Annotated in this window: 21 protein-coding genes and 1 tRNA gene; 9 read left to right on the top strand and 13 right to left on the bottom strand. The window is 37.6% G+C overall.

Annotated features, from left to right (window positions below; translation table 11 throughout):
* Window positions 1-96 precede the first annotated feature (96 nt).
* On the top strand, window positions 97-960 hold the full coding sequence (locus DTA23_RS19520; protein WP_070563746.1) for an AraC family transcriptional regulator: 864 nt from the start codon (window positions 97-99) through the stop codon (window positions 958-960).
* On the opposite strand, the gene DTA23_RS29485 is transcribed toward DTA23_RS19520, so the two are convergent.
* From DTA23_RS29485 to DTA23_RS19475, 12 genes are all read right to left on the bottom strand, one after another.
* Window positions 949-1,209, bottom strand: a complete 261-nt coding sequence (locus DTA23_RS29485; RefSeq protein ID WP_256604372.1) for a zinc-binding dehydrogenase — start codon at window positions 1,207-1,209, stop codon at window positions 949-951. The two genes, DTA23_RS19520 and DTA23_RS29485, sit on opposite strands and share 12 nt — an antisense overlap.
* Window positions 1,210-1,213: 4 nt before the next feature.
* Window positions 1,214-1,921, bottom strand: coding sequence for an NAD(P)H-quinone oxidoreductase (locus DTA23_RS19515; protein ID WP_256604371.1), 708 nt, complete (start codon window positions 1,919-1,921; stop codon window positions 1,214-1,216).
* A complete protein-coding gene (locus tag DTA23_RS19510) occupies window positions 1,918-4,050 on the bottom strand; it encodes an outer membrane beta-barrel protein (RefSeq protein ID WP_256604369.1) in 2,133 nt (710 codons plus the stop codon). The genes DTA23_RS19515 and DTA23_RS19510 overlap by 4 nt, the downstream gene beginning before the upstream one ends.
* Window positions 4,047-4,598 (bottom strand): carboxypeptidase-like regulatory domain-containing protein, encoded by a 552-nt coding sequence (locus tag DTA23_RS29480; RefSeq protein ID WP_256604367.1) that lies wholly within the window; start codon window positions 4,596-4,598, stop codon window positions 4,047-4,049. Before DTA23_RS29480 ends, DTA23_RS19510 begins: the two co-directional genes overlap by 4 nt.
* A 224-nt stretch (window positions 4,599-4,822) precedes the next feature.
* Window positions 4,823-5,350 (bottom strand): ferritin, encoded by a 528-nt coding sequence (locus DTA23_RS19505; RefSeq protein WP_070563752.1) that lies wholly within the window; start codon window positions 5,348-5,350, stop codon window positions 4,823-4,825.
* A gap of 447 nt (window positions 5,351-5,797) precedes the next feature.
* Window positions 5,798-7,333: an IS1182 family transposase gene (locus DTA23_RS19500; protein ID WP_112373761.1), complete on the bottom strand. Its 1,536-nt coding sequence runs from the start codon at window positions 7,331-7,333 to the stop codon at window positions 5,798-5,800.
* 131 nt (window positions 7,334-7,464) lie between these two features.
* Complete coding sequence (locus DTA23_RS19495) at window positions 7,465-7,839, bottom strand: DUF6686 family protein (RefSeq protein ID WP_070563755.1); 375 nt, start codon at window positions 7,837-7,839, stop codon at window positions 7,465-7,467.
* Between the two features lie 261 nt (window positions 7,840-8,100).
* Window positions 8,101-8,460 carry a ribosome hibernation-promoting factor, HPF/YfiA family gene (gene hpf, locus DTA23_RS19490; RefSeq protein ID WP_070563758.1) on the bottom strand — a complete coding sequence of 120 codons (360 nt, stop codon included), beginning with the start codon at window positions 8,458-8,460 and terminating at the stop codon, window positions 8,101-8,103.
* A 14-nt stretch (window positions 8,461-8,474) separates the two neighbouring features.
* Window positions 8,475-8,834, bottom strand: coding sequence for a tyrosine-type recombinase/integrase (locus DTA23_RS30930; protein ID WP_440591185.1), 360 nt, complete (start codon window positions 8,832-8,834; stop codon window positions 8,475-8,477).
* Between the two features lie 20 nt (window positions 8,835-8,854).
* Window positions 8,855-9,355, bottom strand: a complete 501-nt coding sequence (locus DTA23_RS30925; RefSeq protein WP_440591184.1) for a site-specific integrase — start codon at window positions 9,353-9,355, stop codon at window positions 8,855-8,857.
* A gap of 101 nt (window positions 9,356-9,456) precedes the next feature.
* Window positions 9,457-9,651, bottom strand: coding sequence for a 30S ribosomal protein S21 (gene rpsU, locus DTA23_RS19480; protein WP_046672133.1), 195 nt, complete (start codon window positions 9,649-9,651; stop codon window positions 9,457-9,459).
* 91 nt (window positions 9,652-9,742) lie between these two features.
* Entirely contained in the window at window positions 9,743-10,375 is a 633-nt protein-coding gene (locus DTA23_RS19475; RefSeq protein ID WP_172462466.1) for an HAD family hydrolase, read from the bottom strand.
* 90 nt (window positions 10,376-10,465) lie between these two features.
* Between DTA23_RS19475 and DTA23_RS19470 the strand changes: the two genes are divergently transcribed.
* The 4 genes from DTA23_RS19470 (at window position 10,466) to DTA23_RS19455 (ending at window position 16,202) form a co-directional block, all read left to right on the top strand.
* A tRNA-Ile gene (locus DTA23_RS19470) sits at window positions 10,466-10,539 on the top strand.
* A gap of 190 nt (window positions 10,540-10,729) precedes the next feature.
* Window positions 10,730-12,037, top strand: coding sequence for a site-specific integrase (locus DTA23_RS19465; RefSeq protein ID WP_112375750.1), 1,308 nt, complete (start codon window positions 10,730-10,732; stop codon window positions 12,035-12,037).
* 632 nt (window positions 12,038-12,669) lie between these two features.
* Complete coding sequence (locus tag DTA23_RS19460; RefSeq protein ID WP_112375749.1) at window positions 12,670-13,386, top strand: sacsin N-terminal ATP-binding-like domain-containing protein; 717 nt, start codon at window positions 12,670-12,672, stop codon at window positions 13,384-13,386.
* Window positions 13,387-13,490: 104 nt separating this feature from the next.
* Complete coding sequence (locus DTA23_RS19455) at window positions 13,491-16,202, top strand: hypothetical protein (RefSeq protein ID WP_112375748.1); 2,712 nt, start codon at window positions 13,491-13,493, stop codon at window positions 16,200-16,202.
* Between the two features lie 37 nt (window positions 16,203-16,239).
* On the opposite strand, the gene ltrA is transcribed toward DTA23_RS19455, so the two are convergent.
* The gene (gene ltrA / locus DTA23_RS19450) at window positions 16,240-17,490 is read right to left on the bottom strand and encodes a group II intron reverse transcriptase/maturase (RefSeq protein WP_112375738.1); all 1,251 of its coding nucleotides are present in this window, start codon (window positions 17,488-17,490) and stop codon (window positions 16,240-16,242) included.
* A gap of 557 nt (window positions 17,491-18,047) precedes the next feature.
* Between ltrA and DTA23_RS30525 the strand changes: the two genes are divergently transcribed.
* The 4 genes from DTA23_RS30525 to DTA23_RS19420 all read left to right on the top strand — a co-directional run bounded on the left by DTA23_RS30525 (window position 18,048) and on the right by DTA23_RS19420 (window position 21,382).
* On the top strand, window positions 18,048-18,380 hold the full coding sequence (locus tag DTA23_RS30525; protein WP_112375747.1) for a protein NO VEIN domain-containing protein: 333 nt from the start codon (window positions 18,048-18,050) through the stop codon (window positions 18,378-18,380).
* A gap of 324 nt (window positions 18,381-18,704) precedes the next feature.
* Entirely contained in the window at window positions 18,705-19,358 is a 654-nt protein-coding gene (locus tag DTA23_RS19435; RefSeq protein WP_172462465.1) for a DUF559 domain-containing protein, read from the top strand.
* 788 nt (window positions 19,359-20,146) lie between these two features.
* Window positions 20,147-20,617, top strand: coding sequence for a Panacea domain-containing protein (locus tag DTA23_RS19425; protein WP_112375744.1), 471 nt, complete (start codon window positions 20,147-20,149; stop codon window positions 20,615-20,617).
* A gap of 21 nt (window positions 20,618-20,638) precedes the next feature.
* Window positions 20,639-21,382, top strand: a complete 744-nt coding sequence (locus DTA23_RS19420) for a hypothetical protein (protein WP_112375743.1) — start codon at window positions 20,639-20,641, stop codon at window positions 21,380-21,382.
* Window positions 21,383-21,567: the final 185 nt, after the last annotated feature.

Below are 21,567 nucleotides of genomic sequence, written 5' to 3'. Positions count from 1 at the left end.
AATGCTAGACAATATTCAAGTATATTATCAAATTATTAAGCTATATTACCATAGATAAACTGAATTATGTAACTTTACTGCATATATTTCATAATTATGAAAGCACAGCTGCTTCATTTAAATAGCAATCTTGAGCATTCGTTCAACGCGCGTAGAGACAATACACCTCAGTACCATAATCTTTGGCATTACCACGAAGAACTGGAATTAATTTATTTCGCCAAAGGCTCAGGCACCCAATTTATTGGCGATAGTGTCCGGCGCTTTGAATCGGGCGATATCACCCTTGTGGGTTCAAACCTACCTCATTATTGGTTATTTGACGAAATTTATCTTCAAGAGGAAGAAGCAGAAAGCGCAGATATTCGTGTGCTTCATTTTAAAGAGAACTTTTGGGGAAATGATTTTATTAATTTACCTGAAAATAAATCCATCAAAGACCTTATTCGCGTCTCCAAAAGAGGCATTTCATTATTGGAGTGCAGCCGACTAAAAACTGCGCAATTAATTGACGCTATCTTGGCAGCAACAGGTACCCCACGTATTATTCATTTATTAGAAATATTACAGTATATTTCGGCCGAAGAACAACATGATCTGTTAACGAGCCCCACTTTTACCATCCAGCTGCAAGATCAGGATGCCAACCGTATGCAGATTGCCATGCAATATATCGGTGAAAATTATCGCGACCAGATACGCCTGCAAGAACTTGCCTCTCTCACGGGAATGACCCCAAATTCCTTCTGCCGTTATTTCAAATCACAGATAGGAAAAACGCTCTTTCAATTTCTGATCGAAATGCGCGTGAAAACCGCTTGCAATTTATTAATAGAAAACAAACAGACGGTGAAGCAGATCTGCTTTGAATCAGGTTTTCAAAACTTTTCAAGCTTCCATAAATACTTCAAAAATGTAACCGGCACCACGCCGCTCAGCTTTCAGCGATCAAAAACTTAAGACGATTTTACCCAATAAGCTTGAATCTTCCATCAATCGATGGGCTTCAGCAGCCTCGGCAAAAGGAAGCACCCGGTATAAGGTCGGTTTGAAATCGCCAGCGCTAAGTTTCGGCCATACCTGAGACCAGATATCATCCCGTAGCACTTGCTTAAATTCACGGTCTCTCGCCCGTAATGTACTTCCCGTTAAAACAATCCGTTTCTGCATTAATTTGAGCAAGTTTAACTCGACTATTACGCTTTCCATCGCATTAATATATACTAAACGACCATCGGGGTTCAAAAAGGTTGATATTTTTCTCAAAATATGAACCACCAATACTGTCTAAAATAACATCAACCCCCAAAGGCTTCAGCGCCTCCAGAAAATCCTCCGTTTTATAATTTATTGTTTTGGTTGCTCCCAATGATTTACAAAAGCTAGCCTTTTCAGATGAGCTGACTGTCGTATATACTGCTGCACCAAACAAGGCCGCTAACTGAATTGCCGTACTGCCAATCCCACCAGCACCACCGTGTACCAAAAAATGATCGCCGGTCTGCAAATTCCCTCTTCGAAAGACATTGTCCCATACTGTAAATACGGTCTCAGGCAGCGAGGCTGCTTCCGCGAAATCTAAATGATCGGGAATAGGCAAACAATGTCCCTGATAGACCTTAGCATAGTTTGCATAACCTCCACCCGCTACGAGTGCACATACACGATCACCAATGTTCCAGTCAGCGACCCCGGTTCCCTTTGCGACAATAACCCCTGCTATTTCTAATCCAGGTATCCGCGCATCCACCCCGGCAGGTGCCGGATAGTTCCCTTTACGCTGAAAAACATCAGGTCTATTTACACCTGCAGCCTTTGCTTCTACTAAAACTTCCAGTTCACCGATCTGCGGCATCTCCACATCGCGGACTTCCAAAACTTCGGGTCCACCCGGTTCAGTAATAATGACAGCTTTCATCATGATTTTTTGGGATATTTCTGTAATCTTATATTGAGCGAAAGCATAAAATAACGAGCCAAACGATTGTTTCGAACGTCTAAAATATCATTTCCCACCACGGCACGTGAAATTCCAGTATTCTGATTCATTAGATCGAATCCCTGAAATCTCAACATACCCAAGTTATTCCTTCCAAAAGTATATTCCATATAGGCGTTGATTATCGTTGGATTAATATTGTTCCATGAGCTCGAATAACCCGCATTAAATTTTTGAGAAAGTTCAAGTCCCATGGTAAAATGTTTGCCCAAATAAGCTTTAGATCCCAAACCAACGATTCCGGAATGCGCCGTGATATTATCTTGTACAGGCCAGTCAAATGTGGCCCTGTTCAACGAATAGTTGCCATTTAATTCCGCTTCAAAAATATCACTCCAGGTATAGCGGAATTGAAGGGCTTGTGTAAACAAAAAGTGTCCACCAAAGCTCTTTTTATCATTGACGTACGAAATATTGTTGTAATAATCTGCATTGCCATTTAAGCTCATCTGCAAATTATCCGACAATAAAGAAGCTGTAAACAAATAATAGCTCTTAATATCATAGTAGCCTTCTGTATTGCGATAAGTCGTTTTCTGTATCGTTGAATTAGGTTCAATTGTCCGGTTGGCTACAATCTTATCATTTACTAAGTTAAAAGCAAGACTGGCTTCCAGATATTGTCCCCTCCGCGTGATGGATTTGCGATACTTTGAAACAATACTATGTGCAAATTCAGATTTCAAATCCTTATTTCCGATCACAATATTCTGTGTGTTGGTATTGTCAACCACCGGCTGTATCTGATAGAAACTAGGCTGGTTATTACGTCCATAATAGTCCATAGAAAGATCCTCTTCTTTGGTAAACTTCCATTTCAATCCAGCAGAGGGCACGAGATTAACATTTGAATAGGAGGTTTTTATCAGTTTATCTGTTGAACTTCCCGTTAATTCGGACGGCTGAACTGCAAAACCGAAGTTTACCTTTACTTTTTCGCTTAAGTCTTGGCGGTAAATCATGCCGACTTTATTGCTTGCGAAAGAATAGTCGTACTTCAAACTAAGTGAATCCACCAGTATGGGCCCGTTGTTAAAATTATTGTTATTGTCAAAAGTAGAGCGACGGGCATCAATTTTGGTATAATCGAAATCGTAATTGATCTCCAAGGTACCACCTAAATCAACGGGCTCCACCAACGACAAGCGACTTTGGATATTTTTATTCTCATTGCTGGAACGGACCATTTGATTCAGGTAAGTTTCCGTTATTTTTGGCACGTTCAAGCTGCTGTCGATCGCTCTATTAAAATCGCGCACTTCCTCATCTTTATCCAAGGAATTAAAATCCGTATGCAAAGTATAAAGTACTTTCCGCCCCGGTTTAGTAAAACTTCGCACGTAAAAAAGATCTAAAGCCGCAGCAGGGCTTTCTGTACTATTGGCCGCGCCGTAGTTCCCCGTACTACTTAACCGATTATTTTGGATCCTTCTATCTTTTAACGTATTGCTGGTCGAATTGGTCCAAGATAGTTTGGGCGATATTTTAAGCTGATCTTTGGGCGACAGCTTCATATCAAAATCCCAGTCCATTTTATGGATACGATCGATTGATTTTATTTTGTAATCTTCAAAATTACTAATCAGATTATTCGCGGCTTTGCCATACCCATATATCGATTGTAATAAGGAATTTCCCTGGATATAATTATTACGTTGCGTAAAGCTATATTTTCCGCTTGCTGTTACCGTTTTAGAAAGCGGACTAGAGAAACTACCACCTACAGAGCCGATTTTATTGACGCCGTCTGTCGGGTCCGCAAAATCCGCTAGCTCACCCATTTCCCGCTCCCGTTCCCCGCCATTGGGAGAACCGAAAGAAAAAAGGTTGGTATTGGTATTATTGACCGAGGCAATAACAGAGTACTCTTTACCGTCATTGAAACGATTCAGTCCAGCACTCCCCAAGTAACGATCTACCGAACCACCGCCAAGCGTAGCTTGACCAAAAGTAATTTTCTTCTTATCATCTTTGAGCACAATATTCAGAACTTTTTCGGATTCAGCACTTTTAATTCCTTTTGCCGTCGCCTCGTCACCATAAAAAATCAATAACTTGAACGCTTTTTCACAAAATCTGCAGGAAGATTGCGTGTGGCGGTGAGCACATCGCCACCAAAGAATTTTTTACCATCCACCTTAACAGAGGATATGGGCTTACCGAAGGCGTAGACAGAACCATCCCGCGAGACCTGAATATTGGGTAATGCCTTAAGAGCCTCTTCTAAGAGTGCCCGACGATCAAATTGAAAAGCATCCAGATTAAATTGAACAGTATCCTGCTTATAGACAATGGGTTTATATTTTAGTACAACAACTTCTTTTAAAAGGGATACATGGGGAAACATGGTCAATTTTCCAACATCCAATTTAGCTGTCGTGCTATTGTACAAGGGATAACTACGTTCCAAGATACTAAGGCCCAGCTGGCTACAGCTAATACGAATATCATTACCCAGTACACGATTAAAATGAAAATAACCTGTTGCGGAAGTTGATGAGAACAAGGTATCGCGGGAACTCGTCAGGTGAACACTTACACCATTTAGGGGCCTTCCAGCTGTATCGACAACAATGCCATAAACCTCTTTTTTTGACACCTGCCCTAAAGTGGTTTTGGGTAAAAAAAAACAAGTTCGTTATAGCTAAAAAAAGTACTAACCGGATAATATTCCCGTCCTTTAGTTCCATCAAATAGACTTTGCAATAATACAATTCAATATAAGAATTCTTAAGCTATTAACGTAAAAAGTTGTGATTTTGTATATAAAAAAACGAGCTGTTTTCTCAACAGCTCGTTTCTTACACTATTTTTTACAATTTATTATTCACCCGCAAAGGTAACCTTAACGAGGTGCTTATCAATTTCCCAACGGCCAGTACCATCTTCACCGATTACATCGAATAATTCAAGAATACGTCTTGCAACAAACTCCTCCTCCACTTGCTCTTCCAAGAACCATTGAACAAAGTTAAAAGTTACGTAGTCTTTTTCCTTCGCACATCTATCCGCAATATTATTGAATTGTTCAGTAACAAACATCTCTTGTTCCAATGTTTGCTCAAATACACCACGGAATGATTCAAAATCTTGAGGAATACCTGTAACTTCCGGAGAAATTGCACGACCACCGCGGTTGTTAATATAATTGAAAAGCTTCAACATGTGCTCGCGTTCTTCGTTGGATTGTTTCGCAAAAAACTCGGAAGCATTTTCCAAACCCTGATCATCACACCATGAAGACATTGCCAAATATAATGCTGAAGAATGAGCTTCAACTTTAATCTGTGCATTCAATATATTTTCGATCTCTTCTTTCAAAGAAGATTTTAATTTCAATAAATCTTTCATATTTACCTTAAGTTTAATTTCTAAAACATGAACAAGTGAAACACATGATCACCTGACTACATCACAAAGATACAGCAGATATTCAAAATGTGTATCAAGAATATGTAATACAAATTCAGTCTAAATTAGACAAACAAACCACAACTTGTTTAGAATCAATACAATTACAAATACGTAATATTGATACTTTCAATAAGCCATCAAATAAAACAATAAGTTGCAGAAAGGACTTAAAATCAGGAATGCCAACCAAAAAACAAAAGGTAGTCCATTGAGACTTATTTAAATTAAAATTAAATAAGGTCACCACAAAACAAAAAGAAGCTGTCTCAAATTTATTGAGGCAGCTTTTTTATTAAATATGGCTATGCGATAGATTTGTGAGTTGTTTGTTGATTATTTCACAGAACTGTTCATTTGGGAAGAAAAAGAACAAAAAGTAGCTTTTTAAGCTGCTTTTTTCCTTAGATTTTGCGCTATAGCCAATAACCCCCATTCTATGGACACTTTTTCCTTACCGCGGAGCATAAATCTTCGGAACCCGTGGTTCTGTTTTATGTTTCCAAAGACTGGTTCGACATCGTGACATCGCTGTTTTCTTTTGGCTATACCGACATCGCTGTTAAGCAATCCGTATGCTCTATCTTTATAAGCCTCAAGCTGTTCATTTATCTGGATGATTCTATTGCCCTGTGATTTGTGGCAAGCACCGTTCAATGGGCAGTTTGTGCAGTTTTTTGCCTGATATCTTTTTATTTTTTGCTCGAAACCTGTGGAGGTCTTTTGTGTAAATAGACCTATGCAGTTCATTTCCTGTCCCATTGGACAGATATAGCAATCTTTTGCAGGGTTATAATGTAGTTTATCAACGGAGAATGGCTTCTTGCCCGAATAACTCTTTTTCTGCTCCTTGTCAAACATACCATATTTCACATAGGCCCCAATGTTTTTCCCTTCTAGTAACGCATAGTTCTCCTGGCTGCCATAGCCAGCATCTGCGGTAATGGTTTTCAGTATTTCCCCAAAGCTCGCCTCATGTTGTGCCAGATGACCGGGTAGCGTTGTGGTATCTGTGGGGTTGGGATGTATGGTGTAATTGACGATGTATTGATTGGAAGTAGATATCTGAATGTTATAACCTGGTTTGAGCTGGCCATTTTTCATATGATCCTCTTTCATGCGCATAAAAGTAGCATCGGGATCTGTCTTGCTATAACTATTTCTATCTCCAAGCGTTACTTCCTGCTCTTCATATTGAACAATCTTGGCCGGGTAGTTTTTAGTCGCATAGCGCAACTTTGCCCTCATCTTCTTGCTTACCGAAGGTTTATCGGACAAGACCCGGTTCAGGTTATCGACCGTAGCCTGAACTTTTTCGCGGTCAATTGTTGTCAGATCGGGAGGTTCCGGAAGGTTGTCCTCTGCTTTGGCGATACTTTGGGCGTATTCCCAAATATCTTTTAAGGCAGCTTTCATCTTCTCCTTATTGGTCTGGATAGCTTTTTTCCAGACAAAGGTGTATTTGTTAGCATTGGCTTCAATCTTGGTGCCATCGGTGTAAACATCTTCTATACTCAGCAGACCTTCTTCGGACAGGAGTTTGACAACTTCTTCAAATACACTACGAAGTGCTTCTTTCAAACGAACGCCTCGAAATCTGTTGATGGTATTGTGGTCGGGATAGCTCATGCCGCTCAGCCACATGAAATTGATGTTCTCCCGGCACGCCGTTTCCAATTTGCGACTGCTGTAGACATTGCTTACGTAGCCAAACACCAAAACTTTCAACAACATCTGCGGATGATAACTGGAGCAGCCTTTTATCTTATAAGCGTCCAATAGGGACTGGATGTTGATCCGGTTGATTACATCGTTAACGATACGTACCGGATGACCTTTGGCCACCAGTTCGTCCAAAGTTGGAGGAATGGCCATGATCTGGTCCTGATAGTAAGGCTTAAAAGTAGGTCTTTGAGATGGCATATATCCTTTTTGTTTACACTATAAATATATGAAAATCAAACCGTTAAAACAAATAATAAACCTTAGATAATGAAAAAAAAGAGACTGCCTTTTTGAGACAGCCTCTTTTTAAATTCGTTTATATATACTACCTAAGCGAAAACCGCAAATGGCGAAACCTGCAAACAAGTTCTGACAACGCTATTCAATTCCATCATAAATTTAGCGCCATCTAATAATTCGCGCAACTGGAGCACATCCGCTACAGTTAAGATGAAACATCTTTCTGTACGAAAAGGCATAATGATTTCAAAATCAGATGAGCGTGTTGTATCATGAAGCATATGCTCAACATCAATCCCATCGATACGTTTCTTAAATTTCAAAAAATCCGATACCGAGAAAGACGTTGTTTCATTATTATATTCCAACCAGAAACAATTTTTGCGGCTACATTGATAAACTGTACCTACTATAGTTGAAAACACTTCCTCAACATGTGCTAACGGACAAACCAATTTTGACATTTCTATTTCCCTTATCATTTAAATCGATCAAAAATAAATATTATTTATAATCAATCCAAGTAAAACAGAAGATTATTTTGATTTAATATAAATAAGCCTTTCAGCGAGTAATGGAAATAAATCCTTCCTAATTTCACATGGATCAACAGCCCCGAAAATCCACGTTAGGTTCTTACGGACCAATTACAATAGAGCGGTACAAAAAAAGAGGCCAGTTTCTATAACTGACCTCCTACATTTACATCTATATTTTAATAGTTATTAATCGTATTCTTCCTCTTCTTCTTCCTCTAGGGTAAGAACTTCATTACGTCCATTGATAACTGTATTTTTTGTCTTTGTTTTATGTTTATTAATCTGTCTACGCAAGGATTCGACAGCAATATCTGTCGCCTCCTCAAAGCTCTTCGCTTGCCCTTTCGCAAAAAGCTGGCTTCCCGGGATATTTAATTTAATTTCTGAAATTTTATTTGCCTCATCATCGACATTTTCCAATCGCAGGTAGCATTCGCCACCAATAATGGAATCCAAAAACTGCTCCAATTTTCCTGTTTTCTTTTTGATAAACTCGATTAGCTTTTGATCAGCAGTAAATCGAATGGATTGCACAGTAATGTTCATTTTTCCTCCTTTTTTTAAGCTTTTGGATGAGCTTGTTTATAAATTGACTTCAATCGTTCTGCTGAGTTATGCGTATACACTTGTGTTGCCGCAAGCCCTGCATGCCCCAGCAGCTCTTTAATTGCATTTAAATCCGCCCCGTTGTCCAACAGGGCCGTTGCGAAAGTATGTCTCAAAATATGAGGACTTCTCTTACCTTGAGTAGAAATCAGCGTCAATTGCCGATGTACAATAGCATAGATCAGCTTGGCATATGCTGGCTTTCCTTCTTTCGTAACGATTAGTAAGCTGTTATTAGTATCAACAAATTGCGTCGCCTTTTGTTGCAAATAGTTTTTCAATTCTTTCAATAAAAGATTATTGATCGGAACCAAGCGTTCTTTGTTCCTTTTACCTAATATAAGAATATTTTTATTAAAAAATCTATATCCTGCTCCTTAATTTTCAACAATTCTGCCAACCGAATCCCGGTACCGAACAACAATTCCATAACCATATAATCGCGGCAGGATTCAAACCCATCCTGCTCCTGCCCCATCTGATCCAACAAACGGACCAGCTTTTCCTTTTCAACAACAACCGGTAATTTTTTAGCAGTTTTTAACGCTTTAATAAGCGTCATGGGATTTTTCGCAATACACTCTTCTCTTTGCAAAAATTTAAAATAAGTTCGCATGGAGGACATACTCCGGTTGACTGAACTTGCATTTTTTCCGGACTCTACCATTTGCGCGAAATAATGACGTAAATCACGGTATACGATATCCTGCACAGTCAGTCCCTCACGATCCAAAAAAGACTGGAACATCTCCAACTCATGCTTATAGGCAATAACCGTATGTTCTGAATACCTTTTTTCAATCTGCAAAAACCGAATAAACTCCTTTTCCAACATATTTTCCCTCGCTATATAGCTTAAATTACAAACTTAAAAGCACAAAAAAAAGGGAAAAGCTAGGCTTTTCCCTTTATATTTTAAAATTCTCAGCGAATCAATTAGTTAGCTACATCTTGATTCAAAGATTGTTTGTAAATCGCTTTTTTCACTTGAATGCGACGAGTTACAGATCTCTTTTCGTAAGCTTGACGTGAACGTAATTCTCTTAAAACTCCAGTTTTTTCGAATTTCTTTTTGAAACGTTTCAATGCTCTATCTAAAGATTCTCCTTCTTTTACATTTACGATAATCATGCGTTATATATACCTCCTTTCGCCGCTTTTAAATTTAAAGTGGGACAAAGGTAAGCTATTTCTTTTTAAAAAGGAAAACAAAATTATTTTTTTATAACAATCCGTATTCTTCCAACAAAACTTTTAAGGGTTTCTCCCTAGTACACAATGCTGTATGCCAACCCAATTGTTTTGCTGTCGCCAGATGTTGCGGACTATCATCAATAAATAAAGTCTCCGCCGGATCCAATTGTTGTTCTTGCATGACCAATTCAAATATTTCCGCATCTGGTTTGCGCATCCCCACTAAATGGGAATAATAGGTCTTTTCAAAAAAACCTTCATTGTCGGCAACACCATATTTTTGATGAATATCATTCATACAATAGGCATAATGAATTGCATTATTGTTACTTAACAAAAATGTTCGGTATCGATCTTTCAACTGAACTAGAATCTCATGGTTACCTTGTGGTACACCAAGCAGCAAACTGTTCCAGGCCGTATCAATCTGTTCGTCCGTCAGGGCTGGATTTTGGGTTAATGCTCTTATCCCCTCACGGAATTGCGTAGAATCAATTTTTCCTTTATCAAAATTATCAAAAAGTGCACTTTGACCATGATGTCCAAATACGGCATCCACATTTTCTATACCTAACTGAGTAAAAGCATCTTTCAATTTTACAAAGTCGATCATGAAGATCACATTCCCATAATCAAGAACAATATTTTTAATTTTTTCCATTGAATTATTTTGAAATATCGATACAAATATCGATAATTGCATCGTCAAAACGGCACAACAGCTGTTTAAATTGACAAAACAAAACGACCTGCTCCTATAGCTCAGTCGGTTAGAGTAGAAGACTCATAATCTTTTGGTCCCTGGTTCGAGCCCAGGTGGGAGCACAAAGCAAAAAAGCGGCTTTTCTATGCAGAAAAGCCGCTTTTTTTCGTTTCTTTCCATCAAATTTCATTGATGGAATGGCCATGGGACAACTACCCTATTTGGCCAGTTTTGCATAGTTTTTTGTTGAACTTCACGTAAAAATGTAACAAATATGTAACGGGAATTTTTACGTGCTAAAGAAAAAAGATTATGGCAACCGTAAGCGCAAAAGTTTATGAACACCACAAGAAATCCGATGGCACCTACAATGTAAAAATCTGTGTCTATCACAAGGGAGAAAGAAAGTTTTTGGATACTAATCACTACGTTGTTCAGAAACAGCTCACCAAAGAAAAAAAGATCAAAGACACCTTTGTTCTTGACAAGTTAAATGATCAACTTAAGGAATACCGTAAAGCGATCAGTGAGCTTGATGGAAGGCTCGAATATTTTACAGCGGAAGCATTAAAAGATTACCTGAAAGATATGGATGAAGATGTTGAATTCATCTCGTTTTGTAGGGACCATATCGAACGATTAAAATCTGATGGAAGAAGCGGAACAGCCAAAAACCATACAGCTATATGCAATAGCCTTGTTGATTATTTTAAAAGACATACTGTCTCCATAAAGGAAATAAATTCAAACATGTTGTTTATGTATGAACGATTCCTGAAGTCCGATAGAACCATGACTAGGATTAATCAATTTGGAAATTCAGTCGTTACAACCGAAAAGGGTTTATCAGACAGTGGACTACATAATCACATGCGAGATCTAAGGACACTCTTTAATGAGGCAAGGAAAAAATACAATAACGAAGATTTAGGGATCTATCGAATTAAACATTATCCTTTCTCAAAGTATAAGGTAGGTTCTCCTCCTCTAACAAAAAATAGAAACAATGAAATAGATGATGTTTTAAAATTAAGAGATTGGCCTACTGTACCTAACAGTCGAGCTGAGTTAGCCAAAGAATTGTATATGCTATCATTCTATCTATGCGGAATAAATGCTGTAGATCTTTATTACTTAAATAGATCAGATATCCGAAATGGTAGAATTGATTACAATCGGAAAAAGACAAAAGATTTAAGAAAAGACAATGCATTTATTAGCATTAGAATAATTGACGAGGCGAAACCACTTCTCGAAAAATATATCGAAAAACTACGAAACCGATATAGAAATCCGAATTACCTTAATTACGCATTATCAAAGGGAATGCTTCACCTTCGTAACCTAACCGGCATTAAAAATCTCACCCTATATTGGGCGAGACATACTTTTGCGAGTACTGCTAGAAATAGATGTCGCCTAAATAAAGATGATGTCTCCTTAGCTTTGAATCATGTCGATGAGGGAAATAGAGTAACCGATATTTATATTGAGAAAGACTGGAAGATTGTTGACGATGTTCAAAAGAAGGTAATGAGAATTCTAAGAAAAATCGACTCGAAAAAAGATAATTCAAAAAAATCGAAGAAAAAGAAACATAAAAACAAACAAGCAGCTTAATCTGATATACTGCAACGAAAATCGTTGCAGTATAATTTCATCCTTTCTAAATAATGAAGACCTTATTATTATTTTTATTCTTGTGTATTCTATCCACGATTGGGCTTTTTGCTGCTCTCGGTATGAAAAATCCTTGGATTGGATTTTCATTGGTATTTTTTACATGGCTTATATTTATTTGGATCACAACAAAACCAGATAAATATTGACAAATAGAATACTTACAAATAAGAGGTTTTCAAAAAGTAAGCAAATTAAGCAGAGTATCTAAGAAATCTATACGAAGTTATTCGAACTTTATTTTAGATTTCTTGATATTGTTATATTTATGGTATCTAAGTTGAATAAAAAAAAGCCATGGCATTCTATTATTTCCCAAAAGTATACGGAAACTCAATAAATAGCGATAAATCAGTTATAGCGCTGCAACAGATTCTTAATCAATCAGCAGGGTTCATTTTAAGAACTGATCTCCCTAATTTTGGATGTGATTTTTCCCTAGGGAACATTTTACCTAGATTCAAAATGCACTGAGTTAAAGGAGCAAATTACGGATTAATCACTATTTTTATTATCTTGATCGCCTAAGCTGGAATATATTTACACCAGTCCAACCACAAACCGTCCCCATTATGAATGCAAAAGATCTCGTTGAGCAAATATTTGAAGAAAAAGCTAAAAATGACAGCAATTCGCGTGATTTAGCGCGATTGATTAATACTTTGTCCAAAACCGTTTTCGGGCACATAAATAGGTTTGTATTTGAATTGCTTCAAAATGCAGACGACGCTTCGACAGGAAGTGACAAGCAAATAGATGTATCGTTTCGATTGCTAGAAAACTACCTTGTGTTTTCTCATAGTGGAGCACACTTCACTGAGAGCGATGTAAGAGGCATCTCGGGAATTGGAAATAAGGCAAGTGAAAAAGACAAAAGCGTTGAAAAAACGGGGTATAAGGGCATAGGATTCAAATCTGTTTTCGGCTCTTCAGACTATGCACATATCATATCAGGTGATTACTCGTTTCGCTTTGATAAAAGATACGAAGGTTATAAAAACTATGAGGAGTATCCCTGGCAGGTAATTCCAATTTGGACAAACAATCCAGTTGATGAAGTAACAACTTATTGCGACCCAATTCGCGTTAATACAATTATTGCAGTTAGCAACAGAGATATAATACTGACAGAGATAGAAAAAGTATTGAAGGATTGCCAGATCATGCTGTTTCTAAGACGTATTGGAACAATTACTTTTTACGATCACGAGAATATTATTACACAGTTATCAAAAGGTCTGGAAGAAGACGGTGTTATCAATCTTTATAATAACACCAAGAGGAACTGAGCATCAAGCTTAATGCTTTATCCGATACCGAATGTCCTAAAAAACTAAAAGAAGCAACCTCGACAAAAATCACATTTGCGGCAAGTGTTAAAGACAGACAGTTTTTGCCTTTAAAAAGTGCTGTGCTTTACTCCTACCTTCCTACCAAGGCTGATCTAGGTTTTCCTTTCCTGATGAATGGTGATTTCCTCACCAATGCTGAGCGCACGGATTTGATGGCTAACCCATGGAACGAATTTTTACTATCTGAAATCGCTCTAAAACAAATAGATTGGTTTTTGGAACTCCAGAAAACTGACTTCTGCCATGACGTACTTACGTTGCTAAAAGGCAAGTTTCCAGCATACAACCTTACTGATATTCAAAAAGCTTATAATGAAAGTTTGGAGATTGCCTCCAGGACGGTTGACTTTATTCCTAAACAGAAAAGTGATTTTTACGTCTCAATAGCTAACGGAATAATTGATCAAACCAGATTTACTGAATATTTCGATCCCGAGCTTGTCAGGAACTTCTTTAAGCTTGATAACAATCATGGTGTGATAGACATTGTTGTCAGGGACCAGGCCAATACATCGGGTCTCGGTACTAGGCAATTCACTTTCGATAATGTACTGCAACTCATTACCACCGGCATCATCAACAATTCTTCTCAGGGGATAAATCTAATTGTATTTTTTTTCAACAGAACCTTAAACGGGAATAACCAAAATTGGTTACCAATATTGGCTGATGCAGCATTTATTCTTGATAATTCAGGAAACATCAAAACTCCGAAGGAAATTTTCTTTCCTTGGAAGGAGGAAGATACCGATACCGAATTTGATAACCTTAGTTTCATTCATCCCAAGGTCTTAGATCATTTTTCAAAAAGTCCAAACGTCATGAAATGGCTGCAACAACTCGGCGTGAAAGAACCCACGAACCTTGAAATTTTTCGTAAAGCAATTGTTCCGTTTATAATGGGTAATAAAATCATTGATGATAACGCCATTAGCATTACCAGGTTTGTTTTCAGAGTATCTACGTCTAAAGTGCTTTCCGAGGCCGACTATGAAGCATTAAAATCATTGAAAGTTCTTACAGTTAACGGCCTTCGGCTTCCAGGACGGGCGTATTTATCCGATTTTTACAACCCAGAAAAAAGTTTATCTGCTGTAATCCCTAATGCTGACTTCCTAGTTGATAACTATGCCGAAACCGTTCAAGCGGCTTCGGAATGGAAAATATTCTTTAAAAAGATTGGGGTTCGGGAATCTATAACGATAGATATTAAAGAAGAAAAGTTTGAGCGAAGCAAATTTGAAAAGCAGTACATTGAATCCAAGGATTATTTTGAATGGCTTGAGCACAATTTATATTATCCTAAGATCTATCATCCCTGGAAATATTCAGGTCAGCACTCGGTGCAAAATTTTACGGCGATAGATTTCAGACAGCATCTAGCATTACCTGACTTTTCCAAATTCTTCTGGTCAAAGATGCTAATTGGTTGGGACGAGTTCCTAGAGAAATGTTCCAAAACATTGTATTATTACAAAGGTGGAAGCGAGAAGGTTCCAAGTTTTGTGCAGTATTACATCCGTAATTTCAACTCTATTCCCTGTACTGACGGACATTGCTATAAGGCAATAGAGATATTTTCTCCCGCTTTAAAAAATATTGTTGGCAGCTTCTACCCGGTTGCCGATTTGCCTGCGTCAATTACTAAAGAGCAAGCGGATTTCTTTGGATTTAAAAGAAGCATATCTATCCCCGAATGCCTTGAATTGTTAAATTACTTGTCAGGACAAGCAATATCCGTCGAAAGCCGAAAACAGATCTTTGCCATTTACGAACAACTCATCAGTTTATCCGCTGAGAGGTCTGCAAGCTTAAAAACAACGATCGCCGAATGGCGTAAAACAGCCCTACTATTGACGACAAATAATACTTTTCAGAACGTTACCGATCTTTACAGCTTTAGTGTTATCGGCGCAGAGGTTCCTCCAACTTCTGAACGATTCATAAAGACACCCGCTAAAATCACCTTCAATGAAGTAGAGGCTTTATGCGATCTTTTACAGATCGAAATCATAACCTCTGAAAAATTGAAATTTGTATCGGAAGGTGTTCAGGATGAACTGGACCTACCCAAAGCAATTCTTGAACGTTCGAAATTCTTAGCCCTTATTTATTCACATAACTCTAGTGAATCTTTTCCCGATGTGCTTTCCCGGCTTCGCTATACGATCAGCGTCACACAGTTCTATTCTGCGGCAGGGCTAAGCCTGGTTTATGAGACAATAGCTGGCGAAGTCATTTTCAATTCTCCAATTGATTCATGGTTTGAGATGTCAAAACTTTATTTTAGGGGAAGGTGGAATTCCGCAATAACGCTCTATACACTGAGCAGCACTATATGTGCCTTGCTTAATTTTAAGGACATGGAACGTGAGTTTCATGTAATAATGCAAAGCACCGAGCATGATATATTTGAATGGCTCGAGCAAAAGGGATATATAGGAAGCGAGTTCACAGAAATAGAGTCGCAGCAAGAAATCTTTGATGAATATATTGAGGAGCCAATTGATATACAAGACATTGACCCATCTAAAGATATTACCATTGAGTTTGAAGAATCTTTCGAGGAAAAGGTCAAAGTTTCCGATATTGATTTTAGCAACATTGAGCCTGAAATAAAGGTATATCCGAATCCTGTGGCAGCTTCAACAAAAGAATATACACAGCTGACCTCTAAAAAAGTCATGATTGACGTTGGAAGTCGAGTAGATAAGGGGAATTTCACCCCAAATCTCTCACAAAACCGTACGTGAAGCTCTCACTTCATACGGCTTTTCTTATTCAGTCAACTCAAAGTGTCTTTAGTGGCATTATACCAAATCGCCAGTGGGCAAACAGATTGGCGTTGGCTTTTGCAAACCTGCCCAACCATTGTCTTGCCCTGGTTCTTCGACCACGAAAACCTTTGTATTTCTTTGTTACCCAAATGACAAGTCGCATATTAAGGCGTTCAAGCAAACCATAAATACCAGTCTTGTAAAACTTCCCGTAATAATTGATCCAACCTTGGATGATCGGATTATACCATTCCGAAAGCTCTATAATACTTTTATCTGTACGGCTTGTTTTCCACCATGACCGCATAACCTCTCCGATCTTTTTCTTGGCCTTATTGCTTATCGCAGGTAGAAAGCTAAGAAAATATTGCTTCTTAGCGTTTACTGCTTTACGCGGCTGAAAGGTGTACCCTAGAAAATCAAACTTAATATCTTCATGACTTCCTTTCCTATTCGAATCCTTACAGTAGACAATTTTAGTCTTGGATTCGTTCAGTTCAAGCCCACAAGACATTAGTCTATTCTGGATAGCAACCTTTATGGAAACTGCTTGCTCCTTTGTCCTGCAATGGCAGATTGTATCATCTGCATAGCGTTCAAAAGGAATTTCAGGATATTGCCGTGTGATCCATTCATCAAAAGCATAATGTAGAAAAAGATTCGCAAGTACAGGACCAATAACAGATCCTTGTGGAACTCCCTTGGTTCGTTCAATCCGTTCTCCCTTTGCACATTCATACGGAACCTTTAACCATCTGTCGATGTAAAGCAGTATCCATTTTTCAGACGTATGCCGAACCAATGCTTTTTGCAATAGATCGTGGTTGATATTATCAAAGAAACCTTTAATGTCCATATCAATGACCCAATCATATTGCCAGCATCGCTTTCGTGCTACAGCCAAGGCATCATGTGCCGAACGCTTTGGTCGATAACCGTAAGAATCCCGATGGAAGATTGGCTCAAGATTCGGTTCTATAAGTAGAACCACTACCATCTGGGCCACACGATCGGATATCGTAGGTATGCCTAAAGGTCTTGACCCTCCTCCGTTCTTGGGTATTTCCACAAGTTTCACGGGTGAAGGAAAATAGCTCCCCGAGGACATACGGTTCCAAATCCGATATAGGTTACCTTTCAGATCCTTCTCAAAATCCATTAACGACTGTTTGTCGACACCTGCACTGCCACCGTTGGTGTGGATTCGTTTCCACGCTTCCATCACCAGATGTTTTGAAATAATAAATGACTTTGCTTCTTGCATAAATTCCTCCCAGTGTTCTGGTTGATTAATTCAATTAGCTGAATAAGTTGACCGCTTCGCTTCACATCGATTACAGATGCTTCATCACTACTACCAGTCAATCCGCCCCTATGTGGCGTATCGGTACTCTCAGCCTTACAGGATCTCTGCTTGTGCCTTTCCCTTAGCACTGCGCACATAGGTTCCCACGTTCCGTACCAAAGCCTCACTGTAGTTCACGCCGTCTTTGTGCCGGATGCCGTCAGGGCAGTAAACAGGTGCACCCCTGACTTATCCCGGAGTAACCATCTCCCCCCGGTTTTGACATCATCTTTAAAATTGCGACATTTCTTCAACGGTTCCTTAAGGTCGTCTCCAACAGTGACACATGACTCTTTTAATAGAGCCTTTTCCTTATCGCTCACTACAAAGGCTTTTGACAATTGCAGCATAAGGTAGTTTGGTACCAGCTCCTGCAAACCGATACCGAGGGGCCATCCCTCATCTTGGGTACAGCATAGTTGCTGTTTTTATATAATTAAGCACACTTTCGTGGCACACAATGGTCTGAGAACTTTATTTATGAATATTTTAAAGAGAACACAGGCACGTTTACCGAGATTAACTGGCTTAATAAGGATGTAGAAAGCTATTTGCCATACGATTTTGAAGTTACAGAAAATGGGGTTAAACGGCTCGTTGAAGTAAAAGGAACATCCTCTTTCACGAAAGAGATTATTTACATGTCACCTAATGAATGGAAGACATTGTTTGATCAAGGATCGAATTACATATTATTTAGAGTTTTTGGTGCAGGTACTGAAGATTATAGGTTCGAGCGTATGGATAATCTTCGAGTTTTTATTGAAAATGGTCTAATTTTGCCATCGCCAATTCAATTAATCATATAATCAGGAGGTCTATAAAATCAAAAAAAACTCAGTTTTCAGATATTAACCTATTTCTTACTGATAATATCAAATTACATAATACAGGAATAATAGGTTTAGATTAATATTTCACTAGAATCATAGATTTTACAATATTCTCCGATGATATAAAAGGCCATATTTAATATCAACGATGTAAGCAACCTTAGTCCTTTATTATATAGAAAATATAACACAAAAGCAATATATTGAAACCAAGATATGGATTTAAAACCCTACATACATAAGCTTAGGAATCAAATCGAATACAGCCTAAGAAGTGACGAATTCGGCTTGAAAGACATTATGATTAAAAATATTGATGACTATTTGAGTAGTGAAGTGACAAGCGATCTTGAAAAGGCATTTTTTCTAGTGTTGAACCAATTTCCCGAGGATAATAGCGATTATATAATTATTCCAAATGAAATGATTCTACTAGAAGATGTTTACGATATGGGTACTCCAGGAATTGAATATGAGATCGATTTTGCAATTTATGGAGGTTCGGTAAAAGATCCAGTCAAGGTAGCAGTGGAAATAGATGGACAGCGGTCACATGGACAAAAGCATGTGCGTAAGGATAGGAGAAAAGATGTCAATCTTCAGGCTGCCGGCTGGCTAGTAATGCGGTTTACGTCCAAGGAAGTCCACGAAGAAATTATCAAATTTTCTGAACATGATAACCATGTATCTGACTTCTTGATCAGTATTGAGAACGTTATCCGGCAAAAACTCGACCTAGTCACAGGAAACAATTATGCTAGGCCTGAAGTAAGGTCGCTTCTTACGGGGTACCGTTGGGGATATATTCAGTGTACCAACTGTGGCCATAGGCAAATTGCTGTACTCAACCGGAAGAAACATACCTGCAAGCACTGCAAAGAAAAATTTGTACGGCAGGTAGAATCCCATGAAAGGATTGCATATGAACACAATGGCCTATATTACTTCCTGTAATTTGAGATTACGGCTAGTGAGACCATGTGATTCCGAGGCGACTTGCCCCCTTTGAATAAATCCATAAAACTAAAAAAAATGGATCCGAGACTTTTAATTGTAATATTCAAATGGTCAAAATCATACGAATCGAATGATCATCGGTCTTCGAATCTAAATGTTAAAGGTATCAAAATCTCCATTCAGTATTTGAATATTCACAATTATTCGGGAGCAAATCGTTTCTTGTTATGATGCATAAATTTTTCATTACCTCAATTGAAAATAGTCGAAGGGAATGGGGTTCTAATAAAAAAAGCTAGCTTACCTTAGATTAGCTAGTATTATTCATTAGACATTTTTAACGGAAGTTGTTTTCGAGGAGAAGAAATAAACAGTGAATTAATGTTACATATATACAATATCACAAAAAAGTGACAATTTTTTTTTCATTCGGAAGTATTTACTTCACTTCATTTAACGCTGTCAGATTATTCATTTTATTTGGACATGTTTTGCAATCGCCAATTTTATAAAAACTTCCCTAAGGGCTTAAAACGTGTATCGTTTTGTATCTATATGTAACTACAAGAACTATATTTACAATAGCATTGTCTCTAACAAGTGCAACAGCATTAAACTTGCTTATTTCAAAATTATACATTAAACTTGTTTCGTGAGTAAGCTTTAGAGCACCTTCAATAACACCAAGTTCTCTAACATATTTATTATTTGGCACTATTATTAAACCATATTGTAGTCAATCGTGTCAATTAAAGAGAAGTAACACACAAAGCAAAAAGTTAATTATGTATTCAGTTAATGCTATTTCAGATTATATTATAAATGCTTGCAAGCTGCAGGGAAATACTGCATTAAATATATTGAAGCATCAAAAGTTATTATACTACGTTCAAGCATGGCATTTGGCTTTTTATGATAGACCTGCTTTTAATGAAGAATTTGAAGCGTGGGTACATGGGCCAGTAAATAGGTCGATCTATAATTCATATAAAGATACCCACTCCATTTATAGCGAATTAGAAATCTATGATGTGAAGGATACCAATTTTTACACTCAATTGGATCCCCCTATAAATAATCATATAAATTCTATTTTAGATGTTTATGCTAAATTTTCAGGATCAGAACTAGAGGAAATGACTCATAATGAGGATCCATGGATAAATGCTCGAATTGGTTTTAATCCCTACCAAATATGCGAAAAAGTTATTCCCAAGCAGTCTATGAGAGAATATTACAAAAAAAGACTTAATTAATCTTTTAAGTAGTATTTCAAAATGCCTATTGATAACTTTTCTGTCAGACCTGTATTAGGTAATAATACACCGTCTCATCAAATTCCGGTAAATATTCATAATCGACATAAACCTAAAGAATGGTTTTTTTCTTTTATGTATTTCCAGCAACATGAATTTTTCGGATTAGGCGGCGAAAAAAATAATTGGTTTATTTCTTTATTTGAGCGACTTCAAGATATTTGTAAGCACAGCCCTGAAGAATTCTCCTCTAATAATTCTCTCAAAGAAGCTTATAGATATCACGAAATAAATTGGAAGTCTAAAAATATACCAATAAAAAGAAGTGATTTAACATGGGTTAATAAAGATATAATTTCAAATGAGGTTGATTTCCCATTTTATCAATTTCACATAAGTAAAGGAAATGGAAGAGTTGTAGGATTCTGGGGACTAAATCAGGATGTATTTTATATAGTATTGTTAGATCCTAAACACAATATTCAACCTGCTGGTGGAAAATATGGATTCAGAGTTGATAAAACTTTCTCAGTGCCATGTCAATATACAAGTTTACTAAATGAAATTGATCGTTTAAAATCTGTAAGATGTGGAGATGATGACTGTAAAGTCAGAAGCGAATTGCATATCATACAGGAAAGGACATCAGTAGGTAATTTTGTATACTTTCAATTAGACGATGATTATTACCAAGAATTTAAATCTAAAACTAAAAATAAAAGTATGGGGGAATTAATCGAATTATGGATTCTCAATGATCAATAGCAAAAACTGTTTATCTATTTTTAGTTAATTAAAAAACCAAATTAAACCAGTAACAAAAAGCAATCTTTTCTAAGACAGCCAAATTTAAATCGATCCTTAATGACTTCCTCCTTACTTGCAGTTTCCTTTTGTTTATGTTCCTAGCTTACGGCAACTTGCTTTTCAACATTCTCACTACTTTGCTT

The sequence above is a fragment of the Sphingobacterium multivorum genome (genome assembly GCF_900457465.1).
Lineage (GTDB): Bacteria > Bacteroidota > Bacteroidia > Sphingobacteriales > Sphingobacteriaceae > Sphingobacterium > Sphingobacterium multivorum.
This window is presented reverse-complemented; position numbering and strand designations above follow the sequence as displayed.